This window comes from Streptomyces sp. NBC_00178, assembly GCF_036206005.1.
In the GTDB taxonomy this organism is placed as follows: Bacteria; Actinomycetota; Actinomycetes; order Streptomycetales; family Streptomycetaceae; genus Streptomyces.
On the sequence record NZ_CP108143.1, the window covers coordinates 3,196,154 to 3,210,528 of the forward strand.

The 14,375-nt window shown below is 69.5% G+C and carries 11 protein-coding genes, 1 tRNA gene and 2 pseudogenes; 6 read left to right on the forward strand and 8 right to left on the reverse strand.

The genetic code is table 11. The features are described 5' to 3' along the window. Nucleotides 1–54: 54 nt before the first annotated feature. Both OHT61_RS13715 and OHT61_RS13720 read right to left on the reverse strand, forming a co-directional pair. Nucleotides 55–1,584 carry an MFS transporter gene (locus tag OHT61_RS13715; RefSeq protein WP_329038260.1) on the reverse strand — a complete coding sequence of 510 codons (1,530 nt, stop codon included), beginning with the start codon at nt 1,582–1,584 and terminating at the stop codon, nt 55–57. 233 nt (nt 1,585–1,817) lie between these two features. Then, nucleotides 1,818–2,480 (reverse strand): TetR/AcrR family transcriptional regulator, encoded by a 663-nt coding sequence (locus OHT61_RS13720; RefSeq protein ID WP_329038262.1) that lies wholly within the window; start codon nt 2,478–2,480, stop codon nt 1,818–1,820. A gap of 273 nt (nt 2,481–2,753) precedes the next feature. On the opposite strand from OHT61_RS13720, the gene OHT61_RS13725 reads away from it, so the two are divergent. Then, entirely contained in the window at nt 2,754–4,031 is a 1,278-nt protein-coding gene (locus OHT61_RS13725; RefSeq protein WP_329038264.1) for a M6 family metalloprotease domain-containing protein, read from the forward strand. A 141-nt stretch (nt 4,032–4,172) separates the two neighbouring features. On the opposite strand, the gene OHT61_RS13730 is transcribed toward OHT61_RS13725, so the two are convergent. Further along, a complete protein-coding gene (locus tag OHT61_RS13730) occupies nt 4,173–5,933 on the reverse strand; it encodes a class I adenylate-forming enzyme family protein (protein WP_443049431.1) in 1,761 nt (586 codons plus the stop codon). Nucleotides 5,934–6,160: 227 nt separating this feature from the next. Here OHT61_RS13730 and OHT61_RS13735 point away from each other — a divergent pair. Then, nucleotides 6,161–6,233: transfer RNA gene (locus OHT61_RS13735), tRNA-Arg, on the forward strand. A gap of 56 nt (nt 6,234–6,289) precedes the next feature. Here the strand turns inward: OHT61_RS13735 and OHT61_RS13740 are convergent. Both OHT61_RS13740 and OHT61_RS13745 read right to left on the reverse strand, forming a co-directional pair. Then, on the reverse strand, nt 6,290–6,751 hold the full coding sequence (locus OHT61_RS13740; RefSeq protein WP_329038265.1) for a tyrosine-type recombinase/integrase: 462 nt from the start codon (nt 6,749–6,751) through the stop codon (nt 6,290–6,292). Between the two features lie 2 nt (nt 6,752–6,753). Next, nucleotides 6,754–6,897 (reverse strand): annotated as a pseudogene (locus OHT61_RS13745) (replication initiator); the annotation flags it as partial. Here OHT61_RS13745 and OHT61_RS13750 point away from each other — a divergent pair. From OHT61_RS13750 to OHT61_RS13760, 3 genes and pseudogenes are all read left to right on the forward strand, one after another. Beyond that, nucleotides 6,897–7,217: pseudogene (locus OHT61_RS13750) on the forward strand (UTRA domain-containing protein); the annotation flags it as partial. The pseudogenes OHT61_RS13745 and OHT61_RS13750 sit on opposite strands and share 1 nt — an antisense overlap. 325 nt (nt 7,218–7,542) lie before the next feature. Continuing rightward, the gene (locus OHT61_RS13755) at nt 7,543–7,998 is read left to right on the forward strand and encodes a cytidine deaminase (RefSeq protein WP_329038268.1); all 456 of its coding nucleotides are present in this window, start codon (nt 7,543–7,545) and stop codon (nt 7,996–7,998) included. Between the two features lie 551 nt (nt 7,999–8,549). Beyond that, nucleotides 8,550–9,281, forward strand: coding sequence for a thioredoxin domain-containing protein (locus OHT61_RS13760; protein ID WP_443049614.1), 732 nt, complete (start codon nt 8,550–8,552; stop codon nt 9,279–9,281). Between the two features lie 422 nt (nt 9,282–9,703). Here the strand turns inward: OHT61_RS13760 and OHT61_RS13765 are convergent, their stop codons facing one another. After that, entirely contained in the window at nt 9,704–10,468 is a 765-nt protein-coding gene (locus OHT61_RS13765; protein WP_329038272.1) for a hypothetical protein, read from the reverse strand. Then, a complete protein-coding gene (locus OHT61_RS13770; protein WP_329038273.1) occupies nt 10,465–11,376 on the reverse strand; it encodes a hypothetical protein in 912 nt (303 codons plus the stop codon). Before OHT61_RS13770 ends, OHT61_RS13765 begins: the two co-directional genes overlap by 4 nt. Nucleotides 11,377–11,827: 451 nt before the next feature. Between OHT61_RS13770 and OHT61_RS13775 the strand changes: the two genes are divergently transcribed. Then, entirely contained in the window at nt 11,828–12,250 is a 423-nt protein-coding gene (locus tag OHT61_RS13775; protein WP_329038274.1) for a hypothetical protein, read from the forward strand. A 187-nt stretch (nt 12,251–12,437) separates the two neighbouring features. Here the strand turns inward: OHT61_RS13775 and OHT61_RS13780 are convergent, their stop codons facing one another. Beyond that, complete coding sequence (locus OHT61_RS13780) at nt 12,438–14,366, reverse strand: YncE family protein (RefSeq protein WP_329038276.1); 1,929 nt, start codon at nt 14,364–14,366, stop codon at nt 12,438–12,440. Between the last annotated feature and the right edge of the window lie 9 nt (nt 14,367–14,375).

The following is a 14,375-nucleotide window of genomic DNA, read 5'->3' on the forward strand; positions in this document are numbered from 1 at the left end:
ATCAGGGGCCGTGGACGGCCGCGGGGCGTCACGCCCCGCGGCCCTGAGACGGGGTCAGTGCGCGACGACCGGGATCATGAGCTCGTCGTCGACGCCGTCCGCCTTCTCGCCGGAGCCGCCGGACGCGCCGGCCGTCCCCGTACCCGGACGCCCGGTGTTGATCAGCACCACCGCGATCGCCGAGGCGACGACGAGGATGCCCACCGCCCACCAGATCGCGCTCGCGAAACCGGCGACCGTGGCCTGCAGCTGCAGCAGCTTCGGGTCCGTGGCACCGGCGACGTGATCGGCGACGTAGGCGGTGGTGGCTCCGGCGGCGATCGTGTTCAGCAGCGCCGTGCCGATGGCACCGCCGACCTGCTGCGAGGTGTTCACCATCGCGGAGGCCACACCTGCGTCACGCGGCTCGATGCCGTGCGTGGCCAGCGACATGGCCGGCATGAAGGCCGACCCCATGCCCAGGCCGAGCAGCAGCTCCGCCGGCAGGATGACGCCCGCGTACGAGGTGTTGATGTCCAGCTGGGTCAGCAGCAGCATGCCGATGGCGGCCACCAGGAACCCGGGGCCCATCAGCAGCCTCGGCGGCACCTTCGTCATCAGGCGGGCGCCGATCTGCGTGGACCCGGTGATCATGCCCGCGATCATCGGCAGGAAGGCGAAGCCGGTCTTGACCGGGGTGTAGCCCTTGACCAGCTGCAGGTAGTAGGTGAGGAAGAGGAACAGCCCGAACATCGCGATGATGGCGAGACCCAGCGAGAGGTAGACACCACCGCGGTTACGGTCCATCACGACGCGCAGGGGCAGCAGCGGCGACTTCACGCGCGCCTCGGTGAGCACGAAGGCGGACAGCAGCACCGCGGCCGCGACGAACATGCCGATGGTCACCGAGTCCGACCAGCCGGCCGACTCGGCGCGGGTGAAGCCGTACACCAGCGAGACGAGGCCCAGCGTAGACAGGACCACACCGGGGATGTCGAGCGCCGAACGGTTGCGGCTGCCGGCGGGCTCACGGATGACCATGTAGGCACCCGCGGCGGCGGCGATCGCGAAGGGGACGTTGACGAAGAAGGTCCAGCGCCAGTTGAGGTACTCGGTCAGGAAACCGCCGAGGATCAGGCCGACCGCGCCACCGCCACCGGCGATGGCTCCGTAGATGCCGAAGGCCTTGGCCCGCTCCTTGGCGTCGCTGAACATCACCGCGAGCAGGGAGAGGGCGGACGGTGCGAGGAGCGCGCCGAACAGACCCTGAAGGGCACGCGAACCGAACAGCATGCCCTCACCCTGGGCGACACCGCCCAGCGCGGAGGCCGCGGCGAAGCCGAGCAGGCCCACCACGAAGGTGCGCTTACGGCCCCAGAGGTCGGCTATACGGCCGCCGAAGAGCAGGAGACCACCGAACGCGAGCGCGTAGGCGGTGATGACCCACTGCTTGTTTCCGTCGGAGATGCCCAGGTCCGCCTGGGCGGACGGCAGTGCGATGTTCACGATGGTCGAGTCGAGCACGACCATCAGCTGGGCGAGGGCGATGAAGGCCAGCGCCTTCCAGCGATTGGGATCGGGCAGGGTGTCGAGTGTTTTCGACATGGATGTGGCCGCCTAAGGACGCGAAGGGTCGTGAAGTCGTGAGTCGTGGGGCGCCGGCGACGGGACCGCTGACGGGCCGCTTGCGTAGCCGGAAGAAGGCGAGGGGAGCCGACGGCCCGGCCTGACGGCCGGGGCGCGGCTCGCTTCATAGGGGTGATGGCGGCCTCTGGGGGCGCGCGGTGGTGGCGGCCTCGGTGGGCCGTGTCGTCTGTGCGTTGTCCGGTGCGCGGGCGTCAGCGCCCGCTGCGCAGGTCCTCCAAGGTGGCCGCCGATCCTGGCAGCTCGGACCGGGCCGGGAGCTCCAGCCCGTCCAGGAAGATCTGCAGATGGCGGTGGGTGAACCGGTCGATGCCCGGGCAGGCGATGCCGGGCAGTGGCCGGGTGAGCTGGGAGAGGGCGACGAGCACGTCACCGACGGCGATGTCGGTGCGCAGCCTCCCTGCGGTCATGGCACGCTCCACGAGCCCTTCGACGGCCTTCTCCAGGCGACGGCGCTCGGCGAGCAGATCGGGGTGTTCATGGTCGAAGGCGCCCGTCAGCATCGGGCAGAGGGCGCCGATCCGCTCGTCCGCCGCGTCGTGCACGAAACGGCTGAGCGCTGCGAACGGGTCGGACTCGGCCGCGGCGGCCTCCTCCGCACGATCGGTCGTGCGGGAGGTGACGGCGAGTACGACCTCGTGGATCAGGGCGACGCGGTCGGGGAAGTTGCGGTAGAGCGTGGCGTTTCCGACACCCGCACGCCGCGCGACGTCGTCGAGCGGCACATGCGGCCCGAACTCGACGAACATCTCACGGGCAGCCGCGACGATCCGCTCCCTGTTGCGCAGCGCGTCGGCCCGCGGGCGGGACGTACGACGGCCCACGGCGAAGGCAGCGGGTTCGACAGCGGTCTTCACGACGGCAGCCCTTCTTGCGGTATGTGGCGATCCCCGGAGCACAACCGGGGAACGATCCCCCGCTTAGCGGGGACACAGGTGCAAACGGGGAATGGGTCCCCGGTTATTTCCCGCCCCTTTGTGACCTGCGCCACATCACCTGGAGAGGTTGAGTCCGCGACGAAAACCCCTCCATCGGCGCACCCAGCGAGCGGTACCCCACGACCAGGAAGAGGCTGAGCGCCAGAGCGCAGCCAGGGCCGGCCGGCTGCCGCGGACCCGAAGGCGAAGCCCATGCAGCAGCCCCGCCACCGGATACGCACCTGGCGTCGGCCCCTCGCGCTCGCCGGAGCGACGGCCCTGGTCATCGCCACGATGGCATCGGCCAGCTCGACCCTCCCCATCGCCAGCCGCGCCTCCGCGGGACCGGTGGCCGCACCTCGGGGTCCCGGCCTGGCACCGTGCCGAATATCCGCGACCATGGGCGTACAGATGTCGGAGGGCATACCGACCCCCCCGGGCTACGCGCGCTCCACGGGCCGGATCAAGGCCCTGAACCTGATGATCGACTTCCCCGACGCCGAGGCGACCGAACCCGCCGCGGACCGGCTGGCGGAGTTCTTCCCGCAGACCAGCGACTGGTTCAGCACCAGTTCCTACGGCCGTCTGACCTACGCCCCGGAAGCACCCGTGGACGACTGGCTGCGGATGCCGCTGCCGTTCGCCGAATACGGCATCGAGCGGGGATCACCCTTTGAGCCGGGATACCACGACCTGGTGAAGGACCTAGTGAGCGTCGCCGACCCGAAGGTCGACTTCTCGGCGTACGACCTGGTCAACGTCCTGGTCACCCCGAACGCCGGCCCTTCGGCCCTGGACACCGTCCTGTCCGTGACCTTCTCCGGCAACGACGACGCGCCCTTCGCCGACGGAGTACCGCTCGCCAACACGTCCTTCGTGTACAGCCGCCAGGACGACGGTTCGGGGTCGTACCCGGAGACCGGTTACCGGGTCCTGCCCCACGAGAACGGCCACGTCTTCGGACTGCCCGACCTCTACACCATGGAGGGCGGGGGCTCCGTGGGGCACTGGGACATCATGTCCGAGGACTGGGGCGCCAACAACGACCTCCTGGGCTGGCACAAGTGGAAGCTCGGCTGGCTGGACGACGACCAGGTCAGCTGCGCCGCGATGTCGGGAACCAGTGAGCACACGCTCGGACCCCTGGCCACGACGGGCGGCGCCAAACTTGCCTTCGTACCGCTGACCTCGCAGTCCGGCTGGGCGGTGGAGGTCCGGACCCCCGAAGGCAACGACGAGGCGGTCTGCCGGCCCGGTGTACTCATCTACAAGGTGAGTTCGGACGTGGACACGGGCCAGGGCCCCGTGTCGGTCGCCGACAGCACCGAGTACAGCGGCGGCTGCACCAGACGCCCCAACGTGCACGCGGAACTCTCCGACGCCCCGTTCGAACCGGGCGAGACGTTCACCGACCGGGCCAACAACGTACGGATCTCCGTGATCGCGAAGGACGGGGACGGGAACTACCGGATACGGATCACCCGGCCCTGAACAGGCGCGGGCTGCTCAGCCGCTCGGGGGGGTGTGCGCGAGCTGTGCGGGGTCTGCGCAACGGCCTGCTCACGGCCTGCTCGTGTACGGGGCTCACGGACCGGGCCCGGGACGGGGCTTTCCTCGCTCACCTCGCGTTCCTCATGCCTGCTCCTCGTCCGCTCCGCGCAGGCCACGTAGCTCACCGAGGTCACGCAGTTCACGCAGTTCACGCTTGAGGATCTTGCCCGTGGCGTTCCGGGGCAGCGGCTCCCGCGACACCAGCACGTGGCGGGGGACCTTGAACGCCGCCAGGCTCCGGCCGACGTGCGCCCGCAGCGCGTCCGCCGTGACCGAGGCTCCGGGCCGCAGCCGGACGACCGCCGCCACCTCCTCCCCCAGCACCGGATGCGGGACGCCGAGCACCGCCGCGTCCTCGACGTCGGGGTGGGCGTGCAGGACGGCCTCGACCTCGACGCAGTGGACGTTCTCGCCGCCCCTGACGACCACGTCCTTGATGCGGTCGACGACGGCCACCAGCCCGTCGCGTACGACGGCGAGATCACCGGTACGCAACCAGCCACCCGGGAACGCTCCGGCCGTCGCCGCCTCGTCGCGCCAGTATCCGCGGACGACCGACTGGCCCCGCAGCCACAGCTCCCCGGCTTCACCGTCCGCGACGGGCTCGCCCGCAGGGTCCACGATCCGCACCTCGGTGACCGGAGTGGGCGTGCCCACGCAGTCGGGGTGCGCACGGTAGAGGGCGCCGAAGTTGGCCAGCACACCGCCGCTGGTCTCGGTCAGGCCGTACCCGTTGCGCGGCTCGATCCGCTCGCCGTACCGCGCCGTCAGCCGGGCGACCAGATCGGGTGGTGCCGCGGCTCCGCCGGTGTTCAGCCCCTTCAGGCTCTCCAGGCCGTCCCCCGCGGCCTCGGCCGCCGTGAGCAACTGGAGCGCGGTGGCCGGGACCCCCGCGAAGTGCGTGATCGCGTGCCGCCGGATCAGACGCAGGGCCTCACCGGCGTCCCACTTCGGCATCAGGACGAGCGTGCCTCCCGCCGCCATCGCCGAATAGAGGCTGGTGAACGCTGCGACGTGGAAGAAGGGAAAGGTCATCAGCGTCACCGGCGCGGGTCCCTGGCCCGGGAGGACGCCTCGGGCGAGGGCGGATACCGCCGCCTGGTACCGCGGGTTGAGAGCGGCGCCGGCCTGGGCGAGGTGGGTGGCCACGGCGCCCTTGGGGCGGCCGGTGGTACCGGAGGTGTAGATGATCGTGGCATCGTCCTCCGGCCGGATCTCCACCTCGGGGGGCGCCTCCATCGGATCCGGCTCAGGCAGATCCGCGTACCGCTCGGCCCCCTCGGGCAGGGCACCGTCCATGCCGCCGTCATGGAAGACGACGACACGCGCCCCGGCCCGCATGGCCCAGGAGGCCACCTTGGGCAACTGCTCACCATCGACGAGCAGGACACGCGGCTCGCAGTCGCCGAGAGCGTAGGCGTACTCGGCCTCGGTCCACCACGCGTTGAGCGGTACGGCGACGAGACCCGCCAACTGCGCCGCCCAGAAGGCCACCTGCCACTCGGGGTGATTACGCATGGCCACCACGGCCCGGTCCCCGGGTCGCAACCCGTACGCGTCGGTGAACCGCCGCGCCAGCGCGGAGGCTGCCGCGAAGAACTCCCCGTACGACCAGGCCCGTTCACCGGACAGCAGGAACGGCTGATCGCCGAACGCCCAGGTGGCCTCCACGAACTCCCGCAGCGTGCGGGGCCCGTTGACGTACACGAGAGGCCCGTGGTCGGCACGGACCACGGCGAACGGAGCCCCGGGAGCGGTCAGGGCCCCCTCGACGCGGGCACGGGCCGCGAGATCGGCGACGGGAGCGGAAGGAAGGGGGCGGCTCGGATCGGCGTGCGGCACGTACGGCCCCTCCACGGCAGGCTCAGCGATCCGGCGACGCTATGACCCGCGCCTGGCGGGCGTCAACCGCGACCCACGCCGAGCGCGCCCCGGGCCCACTCCGCACGTCATCCCACCTCCGGGTTTCCAGCTCGTGGCGCGCGGGAGGGGAACCCCAGGTGAGGACCTCACCTCACCCGCTACACTGACGGCGGTGGCCCAGTCCTCGCGGACCGGGATCATCGAACGCCTTCGTAGCTCAGGGGATAGAGCACCGCTCTCCTAAAGCGGGTGTCGCAGGTTCGAATCCTGCCGGGGGCACAACACCAAGGGCCAGTTCGGAGGCTTGATCCTCTCGAACTGGCCCTTGGTCATGATTACGGCCGTGCCACACACGTGTCAGAAGCCCACTCGGAATCCACGTCGCCGCGCTCCTTGCGGATCATCGAACGGAGCCGATCGGCGATCTCACGGTCACGACCGTTGACCATGTGCTGATAGATCAGCGCAGCCCGCGGGGTGCTGTGGCCCATCCTGGTCATCAACTCCCGGAGGCTCGCCCCGGACGCTGCGAGGGTGTTGCCCGTGTGCCGAAGATCGTGAAAGTGAGCGTTCACCGTGATGCCCGCCTTCTCCCTCGCATTGATCCAGTCGTCCCGGAAGTTGCTCCGGCGGAGCTGACCGCTCTGGGGGCCGAGGAAGACGTGTCCATCGCGGCCGGTCCGGCGTAGGCGTCGATGTGGAGCTTCACATCGGGCAGCAGCTCGGTCGGGAAAGCGACCGGCCGGACTCCGGCGTCCGACTTCGGTGCCTTGTCGAAGAGCGCCCCCGTCTGCCACACGATGCGGAGTCGGCCGCCGGGCTCGGTGTCGGTCGAGTAGGAGAACAGGGCCTGCCCGGTCGCACGGTCGCGGGTGACGGTCGAGCCCTGGAGGTGGATCGGGTCGGAGCAGCCATCCGTGCGCTTGATCTGCTCTTGGACGCGAGAACCGCGAGACGGGTCTCACGCCGTTCCGGCGGGAGTGCGCCCGGCAGGGCAGGGTCCCGAGGATCGACGGCCCGTCCATCGCCCGTGAACGGCCACGGACGGCCGTTGCCGAGCGCCTGAAGGTTTCCGCGGACGAGGAGAGCGTGGTCCACCGCGAGAACCACTACTTCGCGCACGACGAGCCGGTACAGATCATCCCGACGTACCTTCGCTGGGATGAGGCTCAGGGAACACTTCTGATGCAGGCCAAGACCGGCAAGGACGGCATCTACGGACGGCTCCAAGACCTCGGGCACGTCATGACCCGCGTACGCGACGGCCCACTGTGGATAGGCCTGGAGGACATGAGGCGAGCACCCGACGACTTCGGCTCGCGGTCACAGACGATGCCTCCGGCGGGGGATCGGCCGGCACCGGGGTGGGGGGCGCCGTTCGAGGCCGCGGGCACATCGAGGTGGGCGTGGTGGGCCTCCATCCCCTCCACCGTCGACCCAGGCAGAGCCGAGCAGACGCGGCCCATGGCGTCCAGGTCGTTCGTACAGTGGTGGGCTGAGACAGGACTCCTCGTGTGGTCATGCCTTTGAGAGGGGACGGCGCGCAATGGCCCCTGCCGCGTACAGGGCTCGTGACAAACTCCGGCGCATGAAACTCGATCAAGTGCTTGTGAATGCGGCCGTGGAACTCATGAACCGACGCTGGCCCGAGGGCGAACCCGGCGGAGCAGCTGCTGTGCGGCTCGCCGACGGTGGCATCCTGACCAGCGTCGGCCTTGACAACATGCACGGCTCGGTTGCGCTCTGCCAGGAGACTGGGGCCTTCATCCAGGCTTACACCCAGGACCGAAACGTCACTGCCTCTGTCTGTGTCTGTCGTGACATGGAGCGCCGCAGAATATTGATCTTGCCGCCTTGTGGCATCTGCCAGGAAAGGCTTGCGCTCTGGGGACCGTCCGTTGAAGTCGCCGTCCCACGGGAAGACGACCCAACTCGCTGGGAGGCGCGCTCGCTCGCGGAAGTGAACCCCTACTACTGGGGGCAGCATTTCGCCGACGGTTCCACCGACGGACAGTGGCCTTCCCAAGGCCAGCACTCCGAGTGACCACACTGCATCGCGGCACAAAAGCGGAGTACAGCAACAAGCCCTGTCCGAAAAGAGCTACGGATCAGATGTTCCCCGTGCCACAACCGTGTCAGAACGAGCGGGAAACCATGGAGAACGGCAGGCACCAGCACGGCTGGTACCCCACGTCCGCCGGAGTTCTTTCCCCCCAGGTCAGCCACCAAGTCCCCCAGGCTCGCTCCTAAGGCGGGTGTCGCAGGTTCGGATCCTGCCGGGGGCACAGCACCAAGGGCCAGTTCGAAGGCTTGATCCTCTCGAACTGGCCCCTTCGCATGATCGCGGCCATCATCGCCCCGGACTACGCCACGCAGACGCCGGTCCACGAGTACCTGGATCACCTGACAGCTCTCACACGCCAGCTGGGATCCGCCTTCGAGCTGAGGACGGCACTCGCCGTGCCGCCTGGACCGGCAAGCGCCCACACTCGGAGACCGTTCTCGTGACCTGCGGTGATCAATACATGTGCACTTCCCGTGCACATGTTCTAGGGTCGCGCTGTTCCAGGGGAGGGATGACGCAAGATGCGTGCGATGCGGTGGGCTGCGGTGTGTGCCGTAGGGATCCTTGCGTTGACGGGCTGCGGCTCGCGGGCTGCCCAGACAGGGGCAGAGGACAAGAGTCCATATCTGTCTACGGAGGAGTTGCCGGAGAAGCTCGGCGCGGACGGCACAACGGTCACGGTGGGGGATCCGGACGCGGAAGTCACAGTGCACCTGTATGAAGATCCACGGTGCCCGGTATGCGAGGAGTTCGAGACCACTGGCGGCGGACCGGGGCTGCGCGAGGCAACGGTGCGGCGGACAGCGAAGTCCGAGTACACCCTGGCCTCGTTCCTGGACGACCGGATGGGCGGCAGCGGTTCGAAGAAGGCAGTGAACGCGCTGCGCGCTGCTCTGGAGGAGGGCAAGTTCGCGGAGTACCACGAAGTGCTGTACGCCAACCAGCCCGAAGAGGCCGTCGACGGCTACACCGACGCCTTCCTGCTGAAACTCGCCGGCCAGGTGGAGGGCCTGCGCGGCCCGGAGTTCGATGCGGCCGTCAAGACCATGAAGTACCGCACCTTCGTCACTACTTCCCAGAAGGCATACGAGCGGGCCGGCGGCAAGGAAGATCCCAGGGGCCCCGGAACACCCACCGCAGTCATCAACGACAAGCGGATCCCCGCTGAATACAACGGGATCCTTTTCGACCGCTCGGCCTTCACCCACATCCTCAAGACGATCCACGCCAAACCCAATCAATGGGCCCGCACGCACCTGTAAGAACCCACGGACGAACACAACCCCCGGCACACGGTCAGAAGCCAGGCGACCATCGGGCCCACGTGAGGTGCCGCCGAGTCGCCCGTGGGGCCTGTTACAGGTTTCTCCACCTCATCAAGGCCCACGAGCTGCGGGATGTTGTCGGACGCCGTGGGAGAACGGGTGAAGCTGCCTGCGCACGCATTCTGGAGTTTGTCGGCCTCTCGGTCGGGCCTCTCCGCATGCAGTTCTGGCTGTCGTCCGACACGGACGTGGTGTGCATGGTCCGGTACGCGGCGCCGTACACCCAGGTTCTCCCCTTCGTGCTCGTCGCGCTGCTCGTCGATACGGGCGGCGAGACGGCGGACGAGGACGATGACCCGCTGGTCCTGTACGGCCGACTGCCGCGACCCGGATCGCCACCTCCACAGCTCCGGCCGTTTCTACGCCAGCAGACCGACGAGCCGTTCACGGACGTCGTCCTCACCCGCCTCTGGGTCCGGTACAAGCCTCGCCCGGTCGCCGAGGTCGCGGACGAGGAAGTGCAGCCGTCCACCACTGCGGGCCAGCACCAGATCCCTGCTGCTGCCCGCGGTCTCGGCCGATCCCTGCGCCGTGTAGTCGGTGACGGTGACCAGCGCCGAGCGCTCGGCGGCGGCGAGTACGGCCTCGGTGTCCGCCTGGTCTCCGGAATCGGCCGCCGGGCCCCGCGGCAGCCACTCGGTGAGGGCGTCCAGGGCCTCGTCGGCCTTGTACAGCCCCAGCTGGTGCACGCCGAGCGCGTCGATGCGGACCATGAGACAGATCCGCTCGGGTTGCGGAAGCAGCAGGATCCTCCACGGCTCACCCGGACCCGACCCGGTCGTACGGGCGTCGAGCACCTTGCGGGCCCTCTGCTGGAACGCCACGGCGATCCCCAGGTCCCCCTGCACCCGGACCTGCTCGCCCGTGTCACCCGCCAGCAGCAGCTGCCGGGCGGCCAGTGAGCGGACGGCCTCGGCGATCACCTCGTCCGACGGCCTGGACTCCAGGAAGTCCACGATCGCGTCCACGGCGGTCAGCTCCGCGACGGTGTACGCGCCGAGCAGCACCGGTCCCGTGTCGACCAGGTTCACCACCGCCGACACCAGCCCCGCAGGGGCGGACGCCGCACCGGCGTCCGGCTGCGCCGCGGGGGCAGCGGCATCGCGCTGATCGTCGTCGCTCATGACGGTCCTCCGGGCTGCAACAGGTCCACCGCAGGTGCCACGCGACTCCCACGGAACACCGCAGCGCAGCTCGGTGAGAGGGTCTCGGTCACCCAGACCTCCGAATTGCCGAAAAGCCCACGGCCCGCCCTGTCCGGCAGCGACTGCCCCAGCTCGCCGGCCAGGTCCTCCCGGTCCGGAGGCGGGAAACGGGCCGCCAGGTCCTCGGAGACGGCGGTGGCGTCGTCGGCCTCCTCGATCCGGCGCAGTGCCTGGGTCAGCATCCGTGCGACGGGAGGAGTCAGGGCCGTCGGCACGGCGAGGACGGGCGCCAGGTACAGCGGGCGCCGTTCGGTCATCCGGGACAGTCCCCAGGGGCCGACGTTGCTGCGGGTGACGCGGTAGACGACGTAGTCCACGAGGTGGCGGAGGTCGCTGGGACTCGGCAGCTTCCGCCCGCCGAAAGCGGCCGGTGTCTTCTCCAACTGCACCCAGGTGCCCTGGGTGGTGCGCCCGTGCAGCTTCTCCCGCACCACGTCCCCGCGCATCCCGATGTCGGGATACACCGCTTTGTCGATGTCACGGTGGTGGCTGGACAGGCGCTCGTGACTCACCTCGGCGAACCGCCAGTCCTCGTACAGCCGTGGTTCGTCCACCAGCACGTGGCCGCCGCACAGGACGTCGTGCAACTGGGGCACCTGCAGTCCGTGGCTCTCCAGGTCGGAGAGGATCGTCGCTTCCTCGGGGCTGAGGCGGCGCGTGGCCGCGACCAGGCCCTTGCGGTAGACCCCTGCCCGCGCGGTGATCTCGATCATGAGCCGGACCCGGGTGCGCACCTGCTCCGCTCGCCGGTCACTCGCGCTGTCCGGAACAGCCCTGCCGCGCCGTCTCGGGTGGGTGATCGATGCCAGTGCGTGCTTTCGCTCCACCTCGTCAGTACAGCACGGCAGGCCTGGGCCCGCACCAGACCGGAATCCCCGTCGAGGCGCCGGGTGCCCGCAAGCTCAGATGGTCCTCAAGGTTTTCGGTTCGGGCTTCCACCTGCGGAGATGGGGTGCCATGGTCATCCCCACCGGGAGCGCGGTCCCGCACCGCGGGCGAGCCGCTGCCCTACAGCCGAGGAGAGACACATGATTGGGACCATGGGCACCGCCATGATGATCGCCGTTGCCGTCACCTTCGTCGTCGTCGCCGGTCTCGCCGTGGCCGCCGTCAGGTGGATCGGTGCGCGCCTGGGCTAGGCCGCCGATGCGTCGGGCCCGGTGCCGTGCGTCGTGCCGTGCCTGCCTTGCTGAACACGGCTCACGTCCGGTGGCCGTACGCTGACCTGGGGATACGTGTAGATCTGCGCTGAGAACCGCAGCTCGGGGAGGGTGGGCCTTGAACAGGAAGCAGAAGTGGGTCCTGGCGGGGGTGGCGGCGTTGATCGCCGCCGTGCCCGCCACGTGGGTGGTCCGGGAACAGGTCGAGGCAGCACAACGGTCGTCGCTTGAGCGAGCCGCTCAGAGGATCTTCCAGCACGACGCCGGCCTGCCCACCGCGACCTGGCGGAGCGGAACCCCGCCTGTGGGCAAGGTGTGGGACAAGGCCGTCTCCGAGGCCGTCGTCACCGGGGTCGAGAGGCGGGACGGCGGCCGGGCCGAGGTCTGGGTCAACGAGACCACGACGCCCTACGCCGTTGACCGGTCGGGCGGGAACCGCGAGTGGACCGTTCCCCAGGTCGCCTCCCACCTCTTCCTCTTCGCACCCTCGGGTGACGGCTGGCGGCTCGCCGAGGACCTGACCGACTCCGCATCCGGGTGACTGTGGCGCGCCCCGGCCGGCGCACGCCTGTCGCGGGTGCGTGAGCGGGGGGCGTCCGGGGTCTGCCGGAACGCACCGGAAGCCCCCGCACCGTGACAGGTCCGGGGGCTTCCTCCTCACTCGGCCGTGACCCCACCGGTGCGGCCCGGTCGCGGCAGCGACCACGCCGATCGGCCCGGGCCGGGCATCAGTTGGTGAAGGTGATGTACTTCCAGGCGCCGTGCGTCGTGGAGTTGACCGTGTCGCCGGAGGAGCCGTTGATGTACGACGAGCGCAACCGGGCGCGGATGCCCGCCTTGCCCGGGGCCTCCAGGCGCACCGCCGACGTGCCGTTCCTGGCCAGGGCGAAGTACTCGGAGCCCGTGTCGTACCAGGTTCCCTGGGAGTACACCTGGACCTGGAGGCGCTGCTTGCGGCCGGAGTAGTAGTTCATCGTCGTCGTGAACACCGGGTCGGTGTTCTTCCGGAAGTAGTAGTACGTGGCGGAGCCGATCCGGCCCGTCTTGTAGTGCTTGGAGACGCTGGTGGAGATCTTCGCCTGGGCGTACGCCGTGGACTGCACGGTCTTGGAGGCGGAGCGGGCGTCGCCCGTGAAGACCGCGGTGACCGTGGTGTCGCGGGTCATGTCGACGGTCGCCGAGACGTTGCCGGACGAGTTGACCTTGGCCGTCTTCAGGAGCTTCTTCGGCTTGTCCGTGCCGAACGGGTCCGCGTAGAGCGCCACCGTGCGGTTCTTGTACGTCTTGCCGAGGTGCGCGGTGAAGACGACGTCCTTGCCGTACGCGTACAGCTTGCCGTTGTTGCCCAGCGTCAGCGTGGTGGCGGCGCGGGAGACCTCCACCGCGTCGGAGCCCGCGGCGGGCGCGTGCGTGGCGTCGCCGGCGTAGGAGACCTTGTACGTGACCTTGCCGCCGGCGGGCGGGGTGTCCGCGAAGGAGAAGCTGCCGTCCGCCTTGGTCCTGACGGTGGCCAGGGTCTTGCCCGCCGGTGACTCGAGGTCCGTACGGGTCACCTTCAGGGCGGTCCCCGCGGCGAGCGGCGTCTTCGACGTCAGCTTGCCGGTGACGCCGAGCTTCTTGGCCCGGTCCGACTTGGTGGGGGCCGCCACCTTGAGGGTGGGCAGTTCCTTGGTGGGATCGGTCAGCGCGCGGAGGGTGCGCGTGCCGTAGGTGTTCACGGAGACCGCGAAGACCCGGCCGGCGTCCGGCGCCCAGGCGAGCGCCCCTGGGACGAGGGTGTCGGCGCCGCTGCTGTTGCCGGTGTTGGGGAAGTCGTACTCCCGTGTCGGCACCGGGTCGCCGGGCCGGTGGATGTGCACGTCGGGGTCGTACCAGGAGAAGCTGCCGCCGGCGACGCTGCCGTCGGGTGCGACCCGCACGGCGTTCGGGTACGCGTCGATGGGGTACCCGGTCTGCTCGGACAGGTCGGCGGTGGAGTAGGCGCCGATGCCGTATCCGTAGTCCGGGTCGCCCCACGAGGTGAGTACCTGGCTGCCGTCGGGCGTCAGGTCGATCTGCGTCACCGAGGTGTCCATGCTGCCCTTGACCCGCATGGCGGCACCGTCGGCCGAGACGTCGTACACGGCGAGATCGCCGCCGTTGCCCACTGCCAGCACGCCGGGTACGGACGGGTCCGACGCCAGGAACATGCCGAAGGCGCCGGAGAAGTCGACATCGCCCCGCTGGCGGAGGTGGACGACGGGGTCGGCGCCGGAGACGTCGAGCGAGCCGATGTCGGTGCCGTGGGCGAACCAGACGCGGCCGTCCACCACTTCCAGGTCGCCGGGAGCCGCACCGACCGGGTAGCTGGCGGACTGGGTGTAGGTCGCCGTGTCCACCGAGACGATCCGGTTGTCGTTCTTCACGGCCGCGTACACCTGGCCGGAGTCGGCGGACAGCGCGAGGCCGGTCACGCCGGAGAGCCCGGTCAGCGTCGCCTTCACGGTGCCCGCGTAGTCGGTGACGACGATCTTGCCGCCGGACGGGTCGGAGACGTAGACCCGTTGGTGGGTGCCGTCCACGACCATGTCGCCGAACGAGGCCACCGGAAGCGTTTTCGTGGAGTCCGCTGTCGCCGGACCCGCGACGCCCGTTATCAGGGCTGCGGAACTGAACATGACCGCGAG